The sequence below is a fragment of the Paraburkholderia sp. PGU19 genome (assembly GCF_013426915.1).
GTDB lineage: Bacteria > Pseudomonadota > Gammaproteobacteria > Burkholderiales > Burkholderiaceae > Paraburkholderia.
Window position 1 is genome coordinate 1,437,667 of sequence record NZ_AP023179.1, and the last position, 20,592, is coordinate 1,458,258.

The following is a 20,592-nucleotide window of genomic DNA, read 5'->3' on the forward strand; positions in this document are numbered from 1 at the left end:
TTCATCCGGGCGCAACGCAGTGTTCCGTTGGGGCGGGTTTTTCCGGATTGCGTCCTCGGCTACCATTTCGACTGGGCAAAGTGCGTCTGTGCACTGTGGCCCGCTTAAAGAGAAACGACATCATGAAAAAGAAAATATCGGTGTATTGGCCATTAGCCATCGTTGTGCCGCTTGCGGCTGTTGCTTACCTGCATCTGTATAACGGCGCGGCTACGCAGTCGCCGCTTGCTGCCGAGCGCGTGTCGGCCGAACTGGCTCGTACGGTTTCGTATGGATTCGTCGGCGGCGAGGCTGCGATGCCCGCTGACGTGCTGCCCGCAACGGCGCGCATGTCCGCACAGCCGATGTAATCGGCATGGCCGCTGGCGCGCCGCCGGCGTGATTTTGCATGGCTTTGTATAATCGCGGCACCGTTTCACCACATATGACACTTGCGGCTGAGCCGCTCAGCCATTGATGAAAACCGTCGCCATCTGCTTCGTGTGCCTTGGGAACATTTGCCGTTCTCCGACTGCGGAAGGCGTCATGCGGCACCAGCTGGCCGACGCGCAGCTTGCGGATCGCGTGATCGTGGACTCTGCGGGTACGGGCGACTGGCACATCGGCGAAGCGCCGGACGAGCGCGCGCAGCGCGCCGCAAAAAATCGCGGTTACGATTTGTCGATATTTCGCGGCCGTCAGATCACCGCTGCCGATTTCGAGCGCTTCGATCTGATCATTGCGATGGACGACAAAAACGTCACCGCGCTCAGACAAATCTGTCCGGCGGCACAGCGCAACAAGATTCGTCTGCTGATGGAATTTGCGATTGACGCGGACGCGCCGGACGCGAACGGCGCGGAAAAACGCGCGCCAGGTTTCGATGCACGCGAGGTCGTCGATCCATACTTCGGCGGCGGCGAGGGCTTCGAAATCGTGCTGGACCAGTGCGAAGCCGCCTGTCGTGGACTGATCGCGGCGCTGCGGCCCCAATTGACCCCGTAGACAAGTTTTTCGTTAAGTAAATGACCCAAATCGAGATAGGGATACTTGACTAAATCTGTCATGTATTTATACTTGACCAAACTTGTCGAGAATTGCGGTTCCCACCACATATGAGACTCACCACGAAAGGCCGTTTCGCCGTCACGGCGATGATCGACCTGGCATTGCGCCAGGAGCAGGGCCCGGTGACGCTTGCGGGTATCAGCCAGCGCCAACACATCTCCCTGTCCTACCTCGAGCAGCTGTTTGGCAAGCTGCGCCGTCACGAGATCGTCGAATCCGTGCGCGGGCCGGGCGGCGGCTACAACCTCGCGCGCCGCGCGGAGGATGTGACGGTCGCGGACATCATCATCGCCGTCGACGAGCCGCTCGATGCCACCCAATGCGGCGGCAAGGGTTCGTGCGAGGGCACGAAGCATCACGACGGCCATTGCATGACGCATGAGCTGTGGTCGACGCTGAACCAGAAGATGGTCGAGTATCTCGACTCTGTTTCCCTGAAAGACCTGGTCGACCAGCAGCGCTCGCGCGAAGGTTCGACGGCGGTGCTGCGCGACCGGCGTACCGAAGCGCCCGCCGTGGAGCCGCGCGCGGTGCCGAAAGGGCCGAATTCCGTTTTCAACATGGCCGGCTGACAGAGCGCGCAAAGACGCGAACGCCAGAACCATGAAGCCATAAGCACTGATGTCCCCGGAGCGATTGATGAACAACGACATTCCCCACCTGCCCATTTACATGGACTACAGCGCAACGACGCCCGTCGATCCGCGCGTGGTGGACAAGATGATTCCGTACCTGCGCGAGCAGTTCGGCAACCCTGCATCGCGCAGCCACGCATACGGCTGGGACGCGGAACGTGCCGTCGAGGAAGCGCGCGAGAACGTCGCCGCGCTCGTCAACGCCGACCCGCGCGAAATCATCTGGACGTCGGGCGCGACTGAATCGGACAACCTCGCGATCAAGGGCGCCGCGCACTTCTACAAGGGCAAGGGGAAGCACATCATCACCGTGAAGACCGAGCACAAGGCTGTGCTCGATACCACGCGTGAACTGGAGCGCGAAGGCTACGAAGTCACGTATCTCGACGTGAAGGACGACGGTCTGATCGACCTCGACGTGTTCAAGGCCGCGCTGCGTCCGGACACGATCCTCGTTTCCGTCATGCACGTGAACAACGAGATCGGCGTCGTCCAGGATATCGAGACGATCGGCGAAATCTGCCGCGAAAAGGGCATCATTTTCCACGTCGACGCAGCACAGGCTACTGGCAAGGTCGAAATCGACCTGCAGAAGCTGAAGGTCGACCTGATGTCGTTCTCGGCGCACAAGACATATGGCCCGAAGGGCATCGGCGCGCTGTACGTGCGCCGCAAGCCGCGCGTGCGCATCGAAGCGCAGATGCACGGCGGCGGTCACGAGCGCGGCATGCGTTCGGGCACGCTGGCTACACACCAGATCGTCGGCATGGGCGAGGCGTTCCGTATCGCGCGTGAAGAAATGGCGACGGAAAACGAACGCATCCGCATGCTGCGCGACAAGCTGCTGCGCGGCCTGCGAGAGATCGAAGAAACGTATGTGAATGGCGACATGGAAAAGCGTGTCCCGCACAACCTGAACATCAGCTTCAACTTCGTCGAAGGCGAGTCGCTGATCATGGCGGTGAAGGACGTGGCCGTGTCGTCGGGCTCGGCTTGCACGTCGGCATCGCTTGAGCCGTCGTACGTGCTGCGCGCACTTGGCCGCAACGACGAACTGGCACACAGTTCGATCCGCTTCACGGTCGGCCGCTTCACGACGGAACAGGACGTCGATTACGTCATCAACCTGCTGAAGAGCAAGATTGCGAAGTTGCGCGATCTGTCGCCGCTGTGGGAAATGCACAAGGACGGCATCGATCTGTCGACGATTCAATGGGCCGCGCACTAAGCGCGCCTTGAATTACTCGGCAAACGCACGCAGGTTGAATCGAATCAAGGAGTCACAAAATGGCATATAGCGAAAAGGTTCTGGATCACTACGAAAACCCGCGCAACGTCGGTTCGTTCTCGAAGGACGACGACGCGGTTGGCACCGGCATGGTCGGCGCGCCCGCTTGCGGCGACGTGATGAAGCTGCAGATTCGCGTGGGCGCGGATGGCGTGATCGAAGACGCGAAGTTCAAGACGTACGGCTGCGGTTCGGCCATCGCGTCGAGCTCGCTCGTCACGGAGTGGGTGAAGGGCAAGACGCTGGATCAGGCGCTCACGATCAAGAACACGCAGATCGCGGAAGAGCTGGCGCTGCCGCCCGTGAAGATCCACTGTTCGATCCTCGCGGAAGACGCGATCAAGGCGGCCGTCGCCGACTACAAGCAGCGTCACGGCGAAACGGCTGACGCAGCGAAGGCCGAGCAATCGGCTTAAGACGCGGTCGAGCGTCGGGAGTGGCACGGCGACGCGTCGATAGTGGCTATCGGCGCCCGCCGGAACGATTTGGGAAGCAGGCAGGGTCGCGATACGCGTCGTGAGGAACGACGGCGTGCCGCACATTGAGAAACGCTATGGCAATTACGTTGACCGAAAAGGCAGCACAACACGTGCAGAAATATCTGGTCCGGCGCGGCAAGGGCGTCGGGCTGCGGCTTGGTGTGCGCACGACGGGTTGCTCGGGCCTCGCGTACAAGCTCGAGTATGTCGATGAACTCGCGCCCGAAGACGAAGTGTTCGAATGCAAGGGCGTGAAGATCGTAGTGGACCCGAAGAGCCTCGCTTATATCGACGGCACGGAACTCGACTTTGCACGCGAAGGGCTGAACGAAGGCTTCAGGTTCAACAACCCGAATGTGAAGGACGAGTGCGGCTGCGGCGAATCGTTCCGCGTGTAAGCGCGCGAGTCATGCTGAAAAGGCGGCCTGTGCCGCCTTTTTTCAATTTCGCCGCGCACCTGGCGCGCGCTTCGGCGCTGCCCTGCGCGCATCGCATGGACAAAGTAACCTGATGGCCTCGCTGAACGACAGTCACTTCGAACTCTTCAATCTGCCCGAGCAATTCGCGCTCGATGCATCCGCATTGGATCACGCGTATCGCACGGTGCAGGCGCAAGTGCATCCGGACCGTTTCGCCGCCGCGGGCGACGCGCAAAAGCGCATCGCCATGCAGTGGGCCACACGCACGAACGAGGCGTACCAGACGCTGCGCGATCCGTTGAAACGCGCGCGCTATCTGCTGTCGCTGCGTGGCATCGATGTCGGCGCGGAGAACAACACGGCGATGGAGCCGGCGTTCCTGATGCAGCAGATGGAATGGCGGGAGAACATCGAGGACGCGTCGGCGGCGAAGAACGTCGATGCGCTCGATTCACTGCTCGCCGAGTTGCGCGACGAAGAAAAGGTGCGCTTCACGAAGCTGGCCGCATTGCTCGACAGCGGCTCGAATCAGGCGGCGGGCGAGGCGGTGCGGCAACTGATGTTCATCGAGCGCGTAGCCGCCGAGATCGGCACGCAGATCGAGCGGCTCGACGTCTGAGGCCGCCTGGCGCGGCCCGACGAACTAGCCCAATCACCACGCGAACCAACACGATCAGGACCGGGGCGAAGCAAGCTCCGAAGAAGATTCCAGATGGCTTTACTGCAAATTTCTGAACCCGGCATGGCGCCCGCGCCGCATCAGCGGCGTCTCGCGGTCGGCATCGACCTTGGTACGACCAACTCTCTCGTCGCGGCGGTGCGCAGCGGCGTGCCCGACGTATTGCCCGACGACGAAGGCCACTATCTGCTGCCGTCCGTCGTGCGGTATCTGGAGAAGGGCGGCCGGCGCATTGGCCGCGTGGCGAAAGCGGAAGCCGCCACCGATCCGCGCAATACGATCGTCTCGGTCAAGCGCTTCATGGGGCGCGGCAAGAGCGAAGTCGAGCACGCGGAAAACGCGCCTTACGATTTCGTCGACGCGCCCGGCATGGTGCAGATCCGCACCATCGACGGCGTGAAGAGTCCCGTTGAAGTGTCGGCGGAAATTCTCGCCACGCTGCGGTATCGCGCGGAAGACACGCTTGGCGACGAACTGGTCGGCGCGGTCATCACGGTGCCCGCGTATTTCGATGAAGCGCAGCGCCAGGCGACCAAGGACGCCGCGCGTCTCGCCGGGCTGAACGTGCTGCGCTTGCTAAACGAGCCGACGGCGGCCGCGATTGCGTACGGTCTCGATAACGGCTCGGAAGGTCTGTACGCGGTGTACGACCTTGGCGGCGGCACGTTCGATCTGTCCGTTCTGAAGCTCACGAAGGGCGTCTTCGAAGTGCTCGCGGCCGGTGGCGATTCGGCGCTCGGCGGCGATGACTTCGATCACGCGCTGTATCGTCATGTGCTGGAGAAGGCGAACATTCCCGCTCAGTCGCTGACGCCCGAAGACGTGCGCCTGCTGCTCGACGCGGTGCGCGTTGCGAAGGAAGCATTGTCGTCGGCGCCGAGCGCTTCGATCCAGGTGACGCTCGCAAGCGGCGCGAAGATCGATGTCACCGTCGACGAAGCGGCGTTCGAGACGATCACGCAGGCGCTCGTGCAGCGCACGCTCGGCCCGACCAAAAAGGCGCTGCGCGACGCGAAGCTGACGGCCGCCGATATCAACGGCGTCGTGCTCGTCGGCGGCGCGACGCGCATGCCGGTGATCCGTCGCGCGGTCGAGAACTTCTTCGGCCAGCCGCCGCTGACCAATCTCGACCCGGATCAGGTCGTCGCGCTCGGCGCGGCGATCCAGGCGGACCTGCTCGCGGGCAACCGCGGCGCCGACGGCGACGACTGGCTGCTGCTCGACGTGATTCCGCTGTCGCTCGGCGTTGAAACGATGGGCGGTCTCTCGGAGAAGATCATCCCGCGCAACTCGACCATTCCCGTCGCGCGTGCGCAGGAATTCACGACCTTCAAGGACGGCCAGACGGCGATGGCGATTCACGTCGTCCAGGGCGAGCGCGAACTCGTCTCCGATTGCCGGTCGCTCGCGCGTTTCGAACTGCGCGGCATTCCGCCGATGGCGGCGGGCGCGGCACGCATCCGCGTCACCTATCAGGTTGATGCGGACGGCCTGCTGTCCGTGTTTGCGCGCGAGCAGCATTCGGGCGTGGAGGCGTCGGTGGTCGTGAAGCCGTCTTACGGCCTTGCCGACGACGACGTCGCGCGCATGCTCGAAGACAGCTTCAAGACGGCGGAAGTCGATATGCGCGCGCGGGCATTGCGCGAGGCGCAGGTCGAAGCGCAGCGGCTGGTCGAAGCAACGGAAGCAGCGCTTGCGGCCGACGGCGAACTGCTCGACGCCGACGAGCGCACCGCGCTCGAAGGCCTCGTCGCCGCGCTGCGTGCGATCGCGCCGGGCGACGATACCGACGCGATCGAAACGGCGACGAAGACGCTCGCCGAAGGCACCGACGAATTCGCCGCGCGCCGGATGGACAAGAGCATTCGCCGCGCGCTCGCGGGCCGCAAGCTCGACGAGATCTGACGCCGCGCCAGTCTTCAACCAGCGCAGTCGACGCAATGAAGGCGATGCCGTGAATCCATGATTCGCGCGTCGCCGTTGAATCACGCGGCGCGTGCCAAAAACGGCCGCGCCACCAGTAAAATGGTACGGTGCCTGAAGGGCGGCGTCCGTGCCTCACAGACCAGAACGGAATTTGTATGCCTCAAATCGTTGTGCTGCCTCACGTCGAACTGTGTCCGGACGGCGCGGTCATCGACGCCGTGCCGGGCAAGAGCATCTGCGACAATCTGCTCGAACACGGCATCGAAATCGAGCACGCATGCGAGAAGTCTTGCGCGTGCACGACCTGTCACGTGATCGTGCGTGAGGGTTTCAACGCGTTGACGCCGTCGGAAGAAGACGAGGACGATCTGCTCGACAAGGCATGGGGTCTCGAACGCGAATCGCGGTTGTCGTGCCAGGCGCTCATGCCTGAAGGCGACGATCTCGTGGTCGAGATTCCGCGTTATTCGATCAACCACGCGAAGGAAAATCACTAACAGGAGCGAGCAGCCATGAAGTGGACCGACACGCAAGATATCGCGATGGCCTTGACCGACAAGCACCCGGAGATCGATCCGCAACAGGTGCGGTTCACCGATCTTCACCGCTGGGTGATGGAACTGGACGGTTTCGATGACGATCCGAACCGCTCGAACGAAAAGATCCTTGAAGCGATTCAGGCGGCATGGATCGAGGACGCGGATTACTGAGCGCGGTGCGTACAGCGGCGTTTCAGACGCAACAAATGCAAAGGCGACTTCCTTGGAAGTCGCCTTTTTTAATGCTCGAAGCTTTGCGGGCGCGGGCGCCCGTTAAAGATCAACCCGCGACGAGCGTTCCGTTCTCCACTCGCACGCGCTGACCTTGCTGGAACGGCGGCGCTTCGTGATACGTGAAGTAGCGCGTCTTGCCGTTTTCCATGTGCACGCGCACCGAGTAACTGGTCGAGCTGCGCAGATGCTTTTCGACCGAGTTACCCGCAAGGCCGCCGCCGAGCGCGCCGAGCAGCGTCATCGCCGTACGGCCGTTGCCGCTGCCGAACTGATTGCCGACGACACCACCCGCCACCGCGCCGCCCACGGCGCCAATCCCGGTTCCGTGGCCTTCCTGGCGTACAGCCGAAATCGCTTCGACCGTGCCGCACGTCGAGCAGTAGGCGGGTCGTGCGGGTTGTTGCTGCGCGTACTGCGGCTGTTGTGCATATTGCGGGGCCGGCGCGGGCGCTTGGGGCGCCTGCTGCTGTGCTTGCTGAGCCTGCGCCTGTTGCGCCTGTTGCTGGGCCTGTTGTGCCTGAGCCTGCTGCTGAGCCGCTTGCTGTTCGGCCTGCTGTTGTTGCGCTGCTGCTTGCTGCTGCGCGCTCAGGTTAGCCGGCTGCGCGGTATCGACGACGGGCTGCTGTTGCTGCGAGACGGCCGCCGATTGCACCTGGTCGCTTTGCTCGCCGTTGCTCGAAGCCTTCGGGAACAGTCCTGTCACGGCCGCCGTCGCCACCAGACTGGCGACGATGACGGCGCCTGCCGCCACAGCGATAAGGGGATGAAGGCGGCGTGGTGAATTGTTCGGATTATCCATGGTGGTAGGCCTCCAACTTTGCAGAATTTGACCTGTAAAAGTAGCCGTATAAGTGTCGGACATGCCGATCCGCTCGGGGTTTCAATTTGTAACCGGGAACGGGCCGGGATTTGCCCATGACGACCGCAAGAAGTGCACCAAAAGCCAAAAACCGCGCCGAAGCTGGATTTCGGAGGATTAGCGACAAAAGCGGACCAGATCGAATTGCGCAGCTTTTACCGATAGTTACAAACGGTTCGTGCGTTTCGGAAAGAAGAGAGAGCGGCGAGGGGAGTGGAAGCCGCGCACGGCGCGAAAACGGCCGTGCGCGGGACAGCGGAAGCGGCGAAAAGATCAGTCTTCGCGGCGCAGATGCGGGAACAGGATGACGTCGCGGATGCTCGGGCTGTCGGTGAGCAGCATCACCAGACGGTCGATGCCGATCCCGCAGCCGCCCGCGGGCGGCATCCCGTATTCGAGCGCACGGATATAGTCGGCGTCGTAATACATCGCTTCTTCGTCGCCGGCGTCTTTCTGGTCGACCTGCTTCTTAAAGCGCGCGGCCTGGTCTTCGGGATCGTTCAGCTCCGAGAAGCCGTTGGCGATCTCACGGCCCGTGATGAACAGCTCGAAACGCTCGGTGATGCCGTCCACGCTATCCGATGCGCGCGCGAGCGGCGATACCTCGATGGGGTAATCGATGATGAAGGTCGGCTCCCACAGCTGCGATTCCGCCGTTTCCTCGAAGAGCGCCAGTTGCAGCGCGCCGATACCCGCGTTCAGGAACTGCGGCTGCGTCGCGTCGACGCCGAACTTCTTCAGTTCCGTGCGCAGGAATGCGCCGTCCGCCAGTTGCGCGTCCGTGTATTGCGGCGCGTATTTCTGGATCGCCTGCGTGATCGTCAGGCGATGGAACGGCTTGGACAGATCCAGTTCACGGCCCTGATAGGTGATCGTCGCGTTGCCGAGCGCATCGACAGCCGCCTGACGGATCAGTTGCTCGGTGAAGTCCATCAGCCACTTGTAGTCGGTGTATGCGGCGTAGAACTCCATCATCGTGAATTCCGGATTGTGACGCGGCGACACGCCCTCGTTACGGAAATTCCGGTTGATCTCGAACACGCGCTCGAAGCCACCCACCACCAGCCGCTTCAGATACAGCTCGGGCGCGATGCGCAGGAACATCTGCATGTCGAGCGCGTTGTGATGCGTGACGAACGGCTTGGCCGCGGCGCCGCCCGGAATCGGGTGCAGCATCGGTGTTTCGACTTCCATGAAGCTCGCGTCGGCCATGAACTTGCGGATCGACGACACGGCTTTCGTGCGCGCGACGAACGTCTTGCGCGCTTCCGGCGTGACGATCAGGTCGACATAGCGCTGGCGATAGCGCATTTCCTGGTCGGCGAGACCGTGGAACTTGTCAGGCAGCGGACGCAGCGCCTTCGACAGCAGGCGCAGTTCCGTACAGCGCACGGAGAGCTCGCCCTTGTTCGTGCGGAACAGCACGCCCCTGGCGGCGACAATGTCGCCCAGGTCCCACTTCTTGAAGGCTTCGTACGTTGCTTCGCCGACGTCGGCGGGCGTGATGAAGAACTGGATCTGACCCGAGCCGTCGCGCACCGTCGCGAAGCTGGCCTTGCCCATCACGCGCTTGAGCATCATGCGGCCGGCCAGCGCGACCTGCAGCGCTTGCGCTTCGAGCGCGTCCTTGTCGGCGTCCGCATATTCGGACTGGAGATCGGCGGCGTGGTGGGTCGGGCGGAAGTCGTTCGGGTAGGCGACGCCTTGCTCGCGCAGCGCGCGCAGCTTTTCGCGGCGCTCGGCGATGATCTGGTTGTCGTCCACCTCGGCGACTGCATTTTGCTGGGTCGGTTCGGTCATGGTGATGAGGTTCAGTGTCCGATGCCTCGTGCGCGCATTTGACTGTGGCGCACAGGCGTTGAAAAAATGCGGCGCGGCGAAGCGTGCCGCGCCGGATGCGCTTAGATGCCCTGTTTCAGGCTCGCGCTGATGAACGGATCGAGATCGCCGTCGAGCACGCTCTTCGTGTTGCTGATTTCGACGTTGGTGCGCAGATCCTTGATGCGGCTGTTGTCGAGCACATACGAACGGATCTGGTGGCCCCAGCCCACGTCCGATTTGCCCGCTTCGAGCTTGTCCTGTTCCGACTGGCGCTTGCGCATTTCGGCTTCGTACAGACGCGATTTCAGCATCGCCATGGCTTCGGCGCGGTTACGGTGCTGCGAGCGGTCGTTCTGGCACTGCACGACGATACCTGACGGGACGTGCGTGATACGCACGGCGGAGTCGGTCTTGTTGATGTGCTGACCGCCCGCGCCCGAGGCACGGTAGGTATCGATGCGCAGATCGGCCGGATTGACTTCGATCTCGAACGACTCGTCGATCTCCGGGTAGACGAACACCGACGAGAATGACGTATGACGGCCGCCTGACGAGTCGAACGGCGACTTGCGCACGAGGCGGTGAATGCCGGTTTCGGTACGCAGGAAGCCGTATGCGTATTCGCCTTCGACCTTGATGGTCGCGCTCTTGATGCCGGCGACATCGCCTTCGGATTCTTCGAGTACTTCCGTCTTGAAGCCCTTGCGCTCGCAGTAGCGCAGGTACTGGCGCAACAGCATCGATGCCCAGTCGCACGCTTCCGTGCCGCCCGCGCCCGCCTGGATGTCGATGAACGCATTGTTCGGGTCGGCCGGGTTCGAGAACATCCGGCGGAATTCCATGTCGGCGACGCGCGCTTCTAGCTTCGCGGCATCTTCGTCGACCGCGGCGAGCGTGTCTTCGTCGTTTTCTTCGCGCGCCATGTCGAACAGGTCTTGCGTGTCGCGCAGGTCGTTATCGAGCGCGCTCAGCACGTCGACGACGCCTTCGAGCAGCTTCTTTTCCTTGCCGAGTGCCTGGGCGTGCTTCGAGTCGTTCCAGACGTTCGGATCTTCGAGTTCCTTGTTGACTTCGATCAGTCGTACCGACTTTGCATCGTAGTCAAAGATACCCCGGAGCTCGCCTGCGCGTGTGCGCAGGTCCGCCAGGGAGGATTCGATTGAGTTGAGGCGTTCCGCTTCCATGTCGATCCAGTTTCAAATAAATGGGGGTTTTTGTCTGCGACGCTGTTGGGGTTGGGTTTCGGTTTGGTTTGGGTTTTTGCTGGCATCCGCGATGTGGTGTTTGCCATTCATGCGTCGCCCCTGTGCGGGGCGGCACCTACTTTTCTTTGCCGCCGCAAAGAAAAGTAGGCAAAAGAAAGCGGCTCACACCGCCAGTTCTCGTGTTTGCCTGAGGGCCCCCAACCGGTCCCACGCCTCACACGGCAACCACGTGACGCATGCTTGTTGCCAGCGCTTCGAATGAGCCCCTCACCCGCTTCACGCACCCACATTCCAGCATGCCGTGACAAACATTCCACCGCCGCCAAGGTGGCAAACTGTGTGTAGGTTGTCGCACCGTACAGGTTGGCGCTCTTACCAGAAACATCAGCCTTGCTTTTCAGTCTGGAGTGGCGCGCGTATTGCGCGAAAACCTACACACAGTTTGCCACCTGGGCGGCGCCGACCGTTCGCTGCCGCTAGCCCGTGCAAGGGAGTGCGAAGCGGTTGAGGCGCACATTCAGGGCGTTGGCAACGCGCGCCAACAGGAACGATGCCGTGTGAAGCGTAAGACCCTGTGGGGGCCCTCAGGCAAACACAAAAGCTGGCGGTGTGAGCCGCTTTCTTTTGCCTACTTTTCTTTGCGGCGGCAAAGAAAAGTAGGTGCCGCCCGCACAGGGGCAACGCGTGAAGCAAGCTAACGCATCGCGGATGCCAGCGAAAACGCAAAACACGGACGCCAGCACAAGAACAAATCGCGGGCACCAGCAAAAAACCAAACCCAAACCGAAAAAAGGCCAACCACAGCCCTTCCCACCAAAAACCAAAATTATAGCGGATCACAAGGCCAAGGCTGGGCACACCCAGCCTACAACACAGCATGCTCAACGATCAGTTGCACGCGTGCAACGCCATTCCACGTATCCGCCGACAGCCGATAGGCAACAGTGGTGCGCGCAGGCAACGGCGCCGTGTGATTGAACCAGATCGCATTGAACCGCTGGCGCCCGCGCATCAACTGCAGCTTCAGATGCTTATCCTTCACCAGCGCCTGCGACATCACATCGAACTCGCCCGAGAAAACAGGCGCCGGAAACCCCTGTCCCCAGACAGCCGCATCAATCATCTCGACGAATTGCGGCGTGAAATACGCATCTTCGAGATCGCCATCCGTCTCGACCGTACGCGCCAGCACATCCTGAGTGAGCCACTCACGCCCAACCCGCTCGAACGCCGCCGTGAAACGCGGAATATCGGCCGTAGCGATCGTCAAACCCGCCGCCATCGCGTGGCCGCCGAATTTGGCGATCAGCCCGGCTCGCGCTTCGACACGAGATCGAGCGCATCGCGCAGATGGAAACCCGGAATCGAGCGGCCCGAGCCCTTGACGGTGGCGCCGCCGTCGTCGGCGAGCGCGAACGTGAACGACGGCCGATGGAATTTCTCCTTCAGCCGCCCGGCCACGATCCCGATCACGCCCTGGTGCCAGCTTGGATTGAACAGCGTGATCGTCGTCGAGTCGGCGGGATCGACCGCCGACAGGTCGTCGAGCGCCTGCTGCTGCATGCCCGCTTCGATTTCACGCCGCTCGCGGTTCATCGTGTCGAGCTGCTGCGCGAGTTCCCACGCGCGTCCGACGTCGTCCGTCGTCAGGCAGTCGATGCCCAGCGACATGTCCGACAGCCGTCCCGCCGCATTCAGGCGCGGCCCCAGCGCGAAGCCGAGATCGAAGCCCGACGCGCTGCGCGCATCGCGGCCCGCGGCGCGAAAAAGGGCGGCGATGCCCGGCTGCATACGGCCGTTGCGGATGCGCTGCAGGCCCTGCGCGACCAGCACCCGGTTGTTGCCGTCGAGCTTGACGACATCGGCGACCGTGCCGAGCGCGACGAGATCGAGCAGCCCGTCCAGACGCGGCTCCGGACGAGCTTCACCGAACGCGCCACGGCGGCGCAGTTCGGCGCGCAGCGCGAGCAGCACATAGAACATCACGCCGACGCCCGCGATGCATTTGCTCGGGAACGTACAGCCCGGCTGGTTCGGATTGACGATCGCGCGCGCGGCGGGCAACTCGTCGCCGGGCAAATGGTGATCGGTGACGAGCACGTCGATGCCGAGCGCATTCGCCGCCTCGACGCCATCGACGCTGGCAATGCCGTTATCGACGGTAATCAGCAACTCGGGCTTGCCGCCCGGCCGTTGCGCCGCCAGTGCGACGATTTCCGGCGTGAGGCCGTAGCCGTACTCGAAGCGGTTCGGCACGAGATAGTCGATCTGCGCGCCGAACATCCGCAAGCCGCGCACGGCGACAGCGCAAGCCGTCGCGCCGTCGCAGTCGTAGTCCGCGACGACCAGCATGCGGCGTCCGCCTTCGATGGCATCGGCGAGCAGTGCCGCGGCCGCATCGCAGCCTTTTAGCGACGCGGGTGGCGTCAGGCGCGCGAGCCCGATTTCGAGCTCATCGGGCAGGCACACGCCGCGCGATGCATAAAGGCGCGCGAGCACGGGATGCAGGCCGTGGCGGATCAGCGCTTCGGCGTCGGCGGGAGAGCAAGGGCGCGTAACGATTCGAGTCATGCGGCAAAACCTGGAGCAGAAGAACAGTTCATTCGATAAAGAGCGACGCGAACAGACGTCGTCGCCAGAATTTGCGCAAGTCGCCGCGCGTGATATTGAGTGTCACCGAGCCCGTGTCGCCGCACAGCGTGAGACCGAGCGCGCCGAGTTCGCCCGCCTGCAACGCGGCGAGCGCGGGCGCGAGCCAGTCGCGCTCCAGCGCGGCGAACGCGGCGTTCCAACGGCCCCAGTCCTGCTCGATGAACGGCGCGGAGAACGGGTCGAGTTCGATCAGCGTGGTGGCGGCGCTGCCGTTTGCGCTGTCCGAACGCCAGGCGTCGTAAGTCACAGGCGGCGCGGCCGTTGCCGCCCGCGCGGCGAGCGCGAGACCGCGCGTCGCCGCCGCATCCGACAGCACCCGCGCAAAGTCGCTTTTGACCGGCTGCGCTGCGCCTTGGGCGTGAAACCAGATCGAATTGACGGCGGGCAGGCCGCGCGCCTCGCGCGCCTCGTTCACGGGATGCTCGAACCAAGCCATCTGCACTTCGTTCTGCAGCTTCATCCACGCGCGCGAGCGTTCGCCCGTGTGCGCTTCGTGCGGCAGCCAGATTTCGATGTTGCGACCGCTCGCGCGCAGCGGCGATGCGCCCGCCAGCGTACCGAACGCGTCGCTCGACAGGTACCAGCGCGACGGCTGCGGCGCCTCGATCCGCACGCCCAGTTCCTCGATCAGCGGACGCGCGACGTCGAACAGTGCACGTGCATCGTCGTTCGCGAGTTCCAGCGACGCGGGATCGATCAGCACCAGATGGTCGTGCGCGATCCGCACGTGTACCGGCTGCACGCATGCCCATGTCGCGTCGCCCGGGCTGCCGCCGTCGGCGAGCAGCATGTAGGGCGCGAGGGGCGCCTCGTCGGCGGCAGCCGTGCCGGCGGGCACCGCGCCAAAACTGCGGGCCACCCAGCGCTCGTGCGGCAGCGTGCGCTGGAAGTCTTCGCCGATCACACGTTCGACCAGCGTCGCGCGGGCGATCAGTTTGTCGAGGGCGGGAATGTCGAGGGAATACAGCGCCGTGGATGCGTCGGCTGCGGCGGGCAGCGCGAAAGGTAGAAGAAGATGCAGTCGGTTGGCATTCATGATGCTGCGCATTGTATGGCAAACTTCGCCCCGTTGATCCGCGATGGCGGGCGATTCGACTGGGCGGGAATCCGTCACTTGTGCGCCAGTGCGTACAATTCACGCAACGATTGCGCACCGGACGGTGCGATGTTGCGCGCGCCGTTGCACGGCGTGACAGCCGGCGCGCCGCATGAGGAAAGCCGCTGCAAGCCGGCGTTCTGGAACCATCGGCCGAAATCCGCGCCCAATCGACACGGCTCTCGCGCGCCTGATGGCGTTTTTCGTCAACCGCGCGGACAGCCAGGGCAAATGCAGAACACAGCGCAATCACGCTGAAAAAGGACTCGCTTGAAACTTCCATACGAATGGCAGATAGGCTGGCGCTACACGCGCGCCGGCAAACGCACCACGGGTAACGGCTTCATCTCGTTCATCGCGCTCGTGTCGATGTCGGGTATCGCGCTCGGCGTGGCCGCGCTGATCGTCGTGCTGTCGGTGATGAACGGCTTCCAGAAAGAGGTGCGCGACCGCATGCTGTCGGTGCTCGCGCACGTCGAAATTTTTTCGCCGACGGGCTCGATGCCGAACTGGCAACTGACGGCGCAAGAGGCGAAGCAGAACAAGGAAGTGATCGGCGCGGCGCCGTACGTCGAAGCGCAGGCGCTGCTCACGCGCCAGGACGCCGTGAGCGGTGTCGCGCTGCGCGGCGTCGAGCCGTCGCTGGAGCCGGAAGTGTCGGACATCGGCAAGGAGATGAAGGCGGGCAACCTGAACGAGCTGAAGCCCGGCGAGTTCGGCATCGTGCTCGGTGGGGATCTGGCCGGGAATCTCGGCGTGACGACGGGCGACAAGATCACGCTCGTCGCGCCCGAGGGCACGATGACCCCGCGGGCCTGCTGCCGCGTCTGAAGCAGTTCACCGTGGTCGGCGTGTTCGAGTCCGGCCACTACGAGTACGACAGCACGCTCGCGCTGATCAATATCAAGGACGCGGAGGCGCTGTTCCGGCTGCCCGCGCCGACGGGCGTGCGGCTGCGGCTGACGGACATGCAGCGCGCGCCGGAAGTTGCGCATCAGCTGGCGCGCACGCTGTCGGGCGACCTGTATATCCGCGACTGGACGCAGCAGAACAAGACCTGGTTCTCGGCGGTGCAGATCGAAAAACGCATGATGTTCATCATCCTCACGCTGATCATCGCGGTGGCGGCGTTCAATCTTGTTTCGTCGCTGGTGATGACGGTGACCAACAAGCAGGCGGATATCGCGATCCTGCGCACGCTCGGCGCGCAGCCCGGCTCGATCATGAAGATCTTCGTCATCCAGGGCATGACGATCGGCTTCGTCGGCACGGGTATCGGCGTTGCGCTCGGCTGCCTGATCGCGTGGAGCATTCCGTGGCTCGTGCCGATGATCGAGCATCTGCTGCATGTGCAGTTCCTGCCGCCGTCGGTGTACTTCATCAGCGAACTGCCGTCCGAACTCGTGCCCGGCGATGTGGTCAAGATCGGCGTGATCGCGTTCCTGCTGTCGTGTCTCGCGACGCTGTATCCGAGCTGGCGCGGCGCGAAGGTGCGTCCGGCGGAGGCGCTGCGTTATGAATGATCGTCCGAACAAGAACCTCATGGCCTCCGACGAGACTGGTCTGCATCCGTACGTGCTCGAAGCAACGGGCATTTCGAAAGCCTTCGTTCAGGGCGGCCTGAACGTGCAGGTGCTCAACAACACGCAACTGTCCGTGCGGCGCGGCGAGAAGCTCGCAATCGTCGGCGCGTCCGGTTCCGGCAAGAGCACGCTGCTGCACGTGCTGGGCGGCCTCGACGATCCGAGCACGGGCCACGTCGAAGTGATGGGCAAGCCGTTTACGAAGCTCTCCGAGCGCGAGCGCAACGACCTGCGCAACCGCGCGCTCGGCTTTGTCTATCAGTTCCACCATCTGCTGCCTGAGTTCACCGCGCTCGACAATGTGGCGATGCCGCTGCGTATTCGCCGCATGACCACGGAAGACGCGCGCAAACAGGCACTCGACATGCTGGAGCGGGTGGGGCTCGCGCATCGCGCGAAGCATCGTCCGGGCGAACTGTCGGGCGGCGAACGGCAGCGCGTCGCGATTGCGCGCGCGCTGGTCACGAAGCCCGCCTGCGTGCTCGCCGACGAGCCGACGGGCAACCTCGACGGCGGCACGGCGGATACGGTGTTCAACCTGATGCTTGAATTGTCGAACACGCTGTCGACGAGCTTCGTGATCGTCACGCACGATCCCGATCTGGCCGCGCGCTGCGACCGCACGATGCGTCTGCGCGACGGCGTGCTGTACGAGGAGCCGACCGTGCCCGTCTGAGGCCGGGCGCTTTCCATTCGATACGAGGCTGCGCGCATGTGGATCGATACGCACTGTCATCTCGACGCTTCGGAATTCGACGCGGACCGCGACGCCGTCGCGAGCGCCGCGCTCGAAGCGGGCGTGAGCCGGATTGTGATTCCGGGCATCGCGCGCAGCAACTTTTCGACGGTGCGCGAACTGGCGCGTCGCGTGCGGGGCGGGGCGTATGCGCTCGGGATTCACCCGCTTTTCACGCCACAGGCGCAGCCGTCCGATCTCGATGTGCTGCGCATGGAAATCGAGGCGAGCCTCGACGATCCGCTTTTCGTCGGTCTCGGTGAGATCGGGCTCGACTATTTCGTGCCGGGCCTCGACGACGAGACGCAGCAGTTCTACTACAACGAGCAACTCAAACTCGCGCGCGAATTCGATCTTCCCGTGATCTGCCATGTGCGCAAGTCGCAGGATCAGGTGCTGAAGGGCCTGCGGCGCAATCACGTCAATCGCGGCATCGCGCACGCGTTCAACGGCAGTTTCCAGCAGGCGCAGGCATTCATCGATCACGGCATGCACCTCGGTTTCGGCGGCAACGTGACGTTCGAGCGCGCGTTGCAGATCCGGCGGCTCGCCGCGCAGTTGCCGCTCGACGCGCTCGTCGTCGAAACCGATGCGCCCGATATCGCTCCTTCTTGGCTCTACAGGCAGCGCAACACGCCGGACCAGATTCCCGCGATCGGCGCGGTGCTCGCCGAGCAGCGCGGCATCGACAAAAACACGCTGGCGATAGGCACAACGGCTAATGCGCACGCCGCATTGCCGCGACTCGCGCTTTACTCTGCATAATCACTGTTCGGCTCGCATGGCGCGTTCCCGTCGAAATTGATTCGGGTTCCTGATGAATGTTGGCGTGGTGCTGCGCGAGCGTCGGTTGCGGAGGCGGCATGCGGGCAGTGTGGTGCGGTTTTGCGTTGGGCGTCATGTGGTTGCAGCAGCAGGCTTCGTTGCCTGAGTGGCCGGGTTGGCTCGCGTTGATCGCAAGCGCCTGCGCATTGAGCCTCGTTTCGTGGATGTGCTTTCGACATGGCGGCACGTGGTCTACGCGCGTGGGCTGGTTCGCCGTGCTGTGTGCGACGGGCTGCTGCGGCTTTGGATATGCGGCGTGGCGCGCGCAGGTGAGGCTCGCCTTCGAGTTGCCGCATGCGTCGGAAGGGCGCGATATCACCGTCAGCGGCTGGGTCAAAGGTCTGCCGACGCGCAGCGCGGACGGCACGCGTTTTCTCTTCGTCGTCGATTCAGCCGATGCGCCCGTCGACCGCTTTCCCCGCATGCTGCAACTATCGTGGATCGCGGATGACGCGCCGCCGCCCGTGCTCGAACCCGGCTCACGCTGGCGTTTGAATGTGCGGCTCAAGCGTCCGCACGGAAACGCGAATTGGGGCGTGCGCGATGCGGAAGCGGTGTTGCTCGCGCGTGACGTTCGGGCGACGGGCTATGTAAGTACGCCTTCGCGCGCCATGCAACTTCCCGGCAGTGCAAGCGGAGTCGGCGTGATGATCGACGGCTGGCGATCGGCCATCCGCGCACGCATCGCCTCGGTGCTCGGCGACTCGCCGCATATGGGCGTCGTCGTCGCGCTGGCGATCGGCGCGCAGGACGCCGTCAGTGCCGCCGACTGGCTGCTGATGCGGCGCACGGGCACGAGCCATCTCGTCGCGATTTCCGGTTTGCACATCGGTTTTGTCGCGGGACTGGCCGGATGGCTGATAGGAATGTTGTGGCGGCATTCGTTCTTCATCGGACGCGGCCTGCCGTTGCTCGTGCCCGCGCAGAAGGTGGCGATTGGCGGCGGCGCGCTGTTCGCCGCGTTTCATGCGGCGCTCGCGGGCTTCAATGTGCCCGCGCAACGAGCGTTGTGGATGGCGGGTGTCGTCGCGCTCGCTTATGTCGGCGGGCGTCGCGTCGCGCCTTCCGTCGTGATCGCGTGGGCGCTCGGGCTCGTGCTGCTGGTCGATCCGTGGGCGGTCGTGTCGGCGGGATTCTGGCTGTCGTTTTGCGCGGTCGGCGCGATTCTGTTCGCGATGTCGGGAGCGGCGCATGTCGCGCGGAGCGGGGCGTCCGGTCTATTGGATGAAGAGCAAGGTGAACGCCCCTTAATGAGGCGCTGCGCCGACGTCGTGCGCTCGCGGATCGGAGCGTTGATAGAGCGGATGCGCAGCGGCGCTCGCGTCCAGTTCGCGGTGACGATCGCGCTCGCGCCGCTGACGGTGTACTTCTTCTCGCAGATACCGCTGATCGGCCCCTTGGCGAACGCGTTCGCGATTCAGTGGGTCAGTGTTTTCGTGACGCCTGCCGTGATCGCCGGCATCGCGTTGCCGGCGCCGCTCGATGCGTTCGCTTTTCGCTTCGCGCATCATCTGCTGGATCTGCTCGCAGCCGGGTTGCAACTGCTGTCGGGTCCAGCGTGGACCGTCTGGCAGTTGCCGCAGCCCAATGCATGGGCGATGGCGTTCGCGGCCGTCGGCGTCGCGTGGTGTCTTGCTCCTGCCGGCTGGCCGTTGCGCTGGGCCGCGCCACTGACGTGGCTGCCGCTGCTGGCGCCGGCGTCGCCTTCTCCCGCCGAGGGCGCGTTCCGCCTCACGGCGCTCGACATCGGGCAAGGCTCGTCGATCGTCGTCGAAACCGCGCATCACACGCTGCTGTTCGATGCCGGGCCGGGTCCCGAATCGACGCACGCGGGCGAGCGGATCGTCGTGCCTTATCTGCAGGCGGCGGGCATCGCGACGCTCGATACGCTGATCGTCAGCCACGCTGACTCCGACCATTCAGGCGGCGCGCCCGCCGTGCTCGAAGGGATCGAAGTGCGGCAGTTGCTGGCGGGACCTCCGCCTGGCCACGCGCTTTGGCGCGAGGCGGCCGGGAAGGGCGCCCAAACGGTGCGCTGCGCGGCGGGACAGCGCTGGCAATGGGACGGTGTCGACTTCGCGATACTCTGGCCCGACGCGGGTCCCTTGCAAGGCAAGCCCAACGCGCACTGCTGCGTGCTGCGTGTGAGCACGGCGGGCGTTTCCGCGAGTGGTTCTCGCGTTCAAACGCAGGAAAGCAAGGCAACGCCTGTCGTCGCCTTGCTGGCCGCGGACATCGAGGCCCCAGTCGAACGCACGCTGCTCGCGCGCGAGCCCGCCGCATTGCGCGCGCAGATTCTGCTCGTGCCGCATCACGGCAGCAAGACCTCGTCGACCGAGCCGTTCCTCGACTCTATCGAGCCGTCCATCGCGGTATTTCAGGTAGGCTATCGCAACCGGTTTCATCATCCGTACGCGGGCGTCTACGAACGGTATCGGGCGCGCGGCATCGAGCTTTCGCGCAGCGACGAAGACGGCGCCGCGCGTATCGAGGCAGACAGCACGGGCTTGACGCTTGAGCGCTTCCGGCAGACGCATCGCCGGTACTGGATGGACCCATAACGAGAGAC

17 protein-coding genes and 2 pseudogenes are annotated in these 20,592 nt (G+C 63.8%); 14 read left to right on the forward strand and 5 right to left on the reverse strand.

The annotated features are described in order from the left end of the window. Nucleotides 1-122 precede the first annotated feature (122 nt). The 10 genes from H1204_RS06650 to iscX all read left to right on the forward strand — a co-directional run bounded on the left by H1204_RS06650 (nucleotide 123) and on the right by iscX (nucleotide 7,183). Nucleotides 123-350: a hypothetical protein gene (locus tag H1204_RS06650; RefSeq protein WP_180722087.1), complete on the forward strand. Its 228-nt coding sequence runs from the start codon at nucleotides 123-125 to the stop codon at nucleotides 348-350. Between the two features lie 106 nt (nucleotides 351-456). Continuing rightward, nucleotides 457-984: a low molecular weight protein-tyrosine-phosphatase gene (locus tag H1204_RS06655; protein WP_180730485.1), complete on the forward strand. Its 528-nt coding sequence runs from the start codon at nucleotides 457-459 to the stop codon at nucleotides 982-984. 110 nt (nucleotides 985-1,094) lie between these two features. Next, nucleotides 1,095-1,619: a Fe-S cluster assembly transcriptional regulator IscR gene (iscR, locus tag H1204_RS06660; protein ID WP_007586816.1), complete on the forward strand. Its 525-nt coding sequence runs from the start codon at nucleotides 1,095-1,097 to the stop codon at nucleotides 1,617-1,619. A gap of 67 nt (nucleotides 1,620-1,686) precedes the next feature. Beyond that, nucleotides 1,687-2,910 carry an IscS subfamily cysteine desulfurase gene (locus tag H1204_RS06665; protein WP_180730486.1) on the forward strand — a complete coding sequence of 408 codons (1,224 nt, stop codon included), beginning with the start codon at nucleotides 1,687-1,689 and terminating at the stop codon, nucleotides 2,908-2,910. Between the two features lie 59 nt (nucleotides 2,911-2,969). Then, entirely contained in the window at nucleotides 2,970-3,386 is a 417-nt protein-coding gene (gene iscU / locus H1204_RS06670) for a Fe-S cluster assembly scaffold IscU (RefSeq protein ID WP_180730487.1), read from the forward strand. A gap of 137 nt (nucleotides 3,387-3,523) precedes the next feature. Then, nucleotides 3,524-3,847 carry an iron-sulfur cluster assembly protein IscA gene (iscA, locus tag H1204_RS06675; protein ID WP_180722090.1) on the forward strand — a complete coding sequence of 108 codons (324 nt, stop codon included), beginning with the start codon at nucleotides 3,524-3,526 and terminating at the stop codon, nucleotides 3,845-3,847. A gap of 112 nt (nucleotides 3,848-3,959) precedes the next feature. Continuing rightward, a complete protein-coding gene (hscB, locus tag H1204_RS06680) occupies nucleotides 3,960-4,487 on the forward strand; it encodes a Fe-S protein assembly co-chaperone HscB (RefSeq protein WP_180730488.1) in 528 nt (175 codons plus the stop codon). A gap of 93 nt (nucleotides 4,488-4,580) precedes the next feature. Then, complete coding sequence (gene hscA / locus H1204_RS06685) at nucleotides 4,581-6,452, forward strand: Fe-S protein assembly chaperone HscA (protein ID WP_180730489.1); 1,872 nt, start codon at nucleotides 4,581-4,583, stop codon at nucleotides 6,450-6,452. 176 nt (nucleotides 6,453-6,628) lie between these two features. Beyond that, nucleotides 6,629-6,970: an ISC system 2Fe-2S type ferredoxin gene (gene fdx / locus H1204_RS06690; RefSeq protein ID WP_042307073.1), complete on the forward strand. Its 342-nt coding sequence runs from the start codon at nucleotides 6,629-6,631 to the stop codon at nucleotides 6,968-6,970. A 15-nt stretch (nucleotides 6,971-6,985) separates the two neighbouring features. Continuing rightward, entirely contained in the window at nucleotides 6,986-7,183 is a 198-nt protein-coding gene (gene iscX / locus H1204_RS06695) for a Fe-S cluster assembly protein IscX (RefSeq protein ID WP_007586799.1), read from the forward strand. Nucleotides 7,184-7,292: 109 nt separating this feature from the next. Here iscX and H1204_RS06700 read toward each other — a convergent pair whose 3' ends face one another. The 5 genes and pseudogenes from H1204_RS06700 to H1204_RS06720 all read right to left on the reverse strand — a co-directional run bounded on the left by H1204_RS06700 (nucleotide 7,293) and on the right by H1204_RS06720 (nucleotide 14,831). Continuing rightward, nucleotides 7,293-8,045 (reverse strand): glycine zipper 2TM domain-containing protein, encoded by a 753-nt coding sequence (locus H1204_RS06700; protein WP_180730490.1) that lies wholly within the window; start codon nucleotides 8,043-8,045, stop codon nucleotides 7,293-7,295. A gap of 333 nt (nucleotides 8,046-8,378) precedes the next feature. Next, complete coding sequence (gene lysS, locus H1204_RS06705; protein ID WP_180730491.1) at nucleotides 8,379-9,905, reverse strand: lysine--tRNA ligase; 1,527 nt, start codon at nucleotides 9,903-9,905, stop codon at nucleotides 8,379-8,381. Between the two features lie 101 nt (nucleotides 9,906-10,006). After that, the gene (prfB, locus tag H1204_RS06710) at nucleotides 10,007-11,110 is read right to left on the reverse strand and encodes a peptide chain release factor 2 (RefSeq protein WP_180730492.1); all 1,104 of its coding nucleotides are present in this window, start codon (nucleotides 11,108-11,110) and stop codon (nucleotides 10,007-10,009) included. 886 nt (nucleotides 11,111-11,996) lie between these two features. Then, nucleotides 11,997-13,702, reverse strand: a pseudogene (gene recJ, locus H1204_RS06715) (single-stranded-DNA-specific exonuclease RecJ). A gap of 28 nt (nucleotides 13,703-13,730) precedes the next feature. Beyond that, nucleotides 13,731-14,831 carry a regulator gene (locus H1204_RS06720; protein WP_180730493.1) on the reverse strand — a complete coding sequence of 367 codons (1,101 nt, stop codon included), beginning with the start codon at nucleotides 14,829-14,831 and terminating at the stop codon, nucleotides 13,731-13,733. A gap of 318 nt (nucleotides 14,832-15,149) precedes the next feature. Between H1204_RS06720 and H1204_RS06725 the strand changes: the two are divergent. The 4 genes and pseudogenes from H1204_RS06725 (at nucleotide 15,150) to H1204_RS06740 (ending at nucleotide 20,584) form a co-directional block, all read left to right on the forward strand. Further along, a pseudogene (locus tag H1204_RS06725) lies at nucleotides 15,150-16,402 on the forward strand (lipoprotein-releasing ABC transporter permease subunit). Further along, complete coding sequence (gene lolD / locus H1204_RS06730) at nucleotides 16,395-17,138, forward strand: lipoprotein-releasing ABC transporter ATP-binding protein LolD (RefSeq protein WP_180730494.1); 744 nt, start codon at nucleotides 16,395-16,397, stop codon at nucleotides 17,136-17,138. Before H1204_RS06725 ends, lolD begins: the two are co-directional and overlap by 8 nt. A 36-nt stretch (nucleotides 17,139-17,174) precedes the next feature. Then, on the forward strand, nucleotides 17,175-17,963 hold the full coding sequence (locus H1204_RS06735) for a TatD family hydrolase (RefSeq protein ID WP_180730495.1): 789 nt from the start codon (nucleotides 17,175-17,177) through the stop codon (nucleotides 17,961-17,963). Nucleotides 17,964-18,061: 98 nt separating this feature from the next. Then, nucleotides 18,062-20,584, forward strand: a complete 2,523-nt coding sequence (locus H1204_RS06740) for a DNA internalization-related competence protein ComEC/Rec2 (protein ID WP_180730496.1) — start codon at nucleotides 18,062-18,064, stop codon at nucleotides 20,582-20,584. The last annotated feature ends 8 nt before the right edge of the window (nucleotides 20,585-20,592 follow it).

Coding starts and splice junctions, on each gene's coding strand:
- H1204_RS06650 (WP_180722087.1), top strand. CDS start 123: ATGAAAAAGAAAATATCGGTGTATTGGCCATTAGCCATCGTTGTGCCG.
- H1204_RS06655 (WP_180730485.1), top strand. CDS start 457: ATGAAAACCGTCGCCATCTGCTTCGTGTGCCTTGGGAACATTTGCCGT.
- iscR (WP_007586816.1), top strand. CDS start 1,095: ATGAGACTCACCACGAAAGGCCGTTTCGCCGTCACGGCGATGATCGAC.
- H1204_RS06665 (WP_180730486.1), top strand. CDS start 1,687: ATGAACAACGACATTCCCCACCTGCCCATTTACATGGACTACAGCGCA.
- iscU (WP_180730487.1), top strand. CDS start 2,970: ATGGCATATAGCGAAAAGGTTCTGGATCACTACGAAAACCCGCGCAAC.
- iscA (WP_180722090.1), top strand. CDS start 3,524: ATGGCAATTACGTTGACCGAAAAGGCAGCACAACACGTGCAGAAATAT.
- hscB (WP_180730488.1), top strand. CDS start 3,960: ATGGCCTCGCTGAACGACAGTCACTTCGAACTCTTCAATCTGCCCGAG.
- hscA (WP_180730489.1), top strand. CDS start 4,581: ATGGCTTTACTGCAAATTTCTGAACCCGGCATGGCGCCCGCGCCGCAT.
- fdx (WP_042307073.1), top strand. CDS start 6,629: ATGCCTCAAATCGTTGTGCTGCCTCACGTCGAACTGTGTCCGGACGGC.
- iscX (WP_007586799.1), top strand. CDS start 6,986: ATGAAGTGGACCGACACGCAAGATATCGCGATGGCCTTGACCGACAAG.
- H1204_RS06700 (WP_180730490.1), bottom strand. CDS start 8,045: ATGGATAATCCGAACAATTCACCACGCCGCCTTCATCCCCTTATCGCT.
- lysS (WP_180730491.1), bottom strand. CDS start 9,905: ATGACCGAACCGACCCAGCAAAATGCAGTCGCCGAGGTGGACGACAAC.
- prfB (WP_180730492.1), bottom strand. CDS start 11,110: ATGGAAGCGGAACGCCTCAACTCAATCGAATCCTCCCTGGCGGACCTG.
- H1204_RS06720 (WP_180730493.1), bottom strand. CDS start 14,831: ATGCGCAGCATCATGAATGCCAACCGACTGCATCTTCTTCTACCTTTC.
- lolD (WP_180730494.1), top strand. CDS start 16,395: ATGAATGATCGTCCGAACAAGAACCTCATGGCCTCCGACGAGACTGGT.
- H1204_RS06735 (WP_180730495.1), top strand. CDS start 17,175: ATGTGGATCGATACGCACTGTCATCTCGACGCTTCGGAATTCGACGCG.
- H1204_RS06740 (WP_180730496.1), top strand. CDS start 18,062: ATGCGGGCAGTGTGGTGCGGTTTTGCGTTGGGCGTCATGTGGTTGCAG.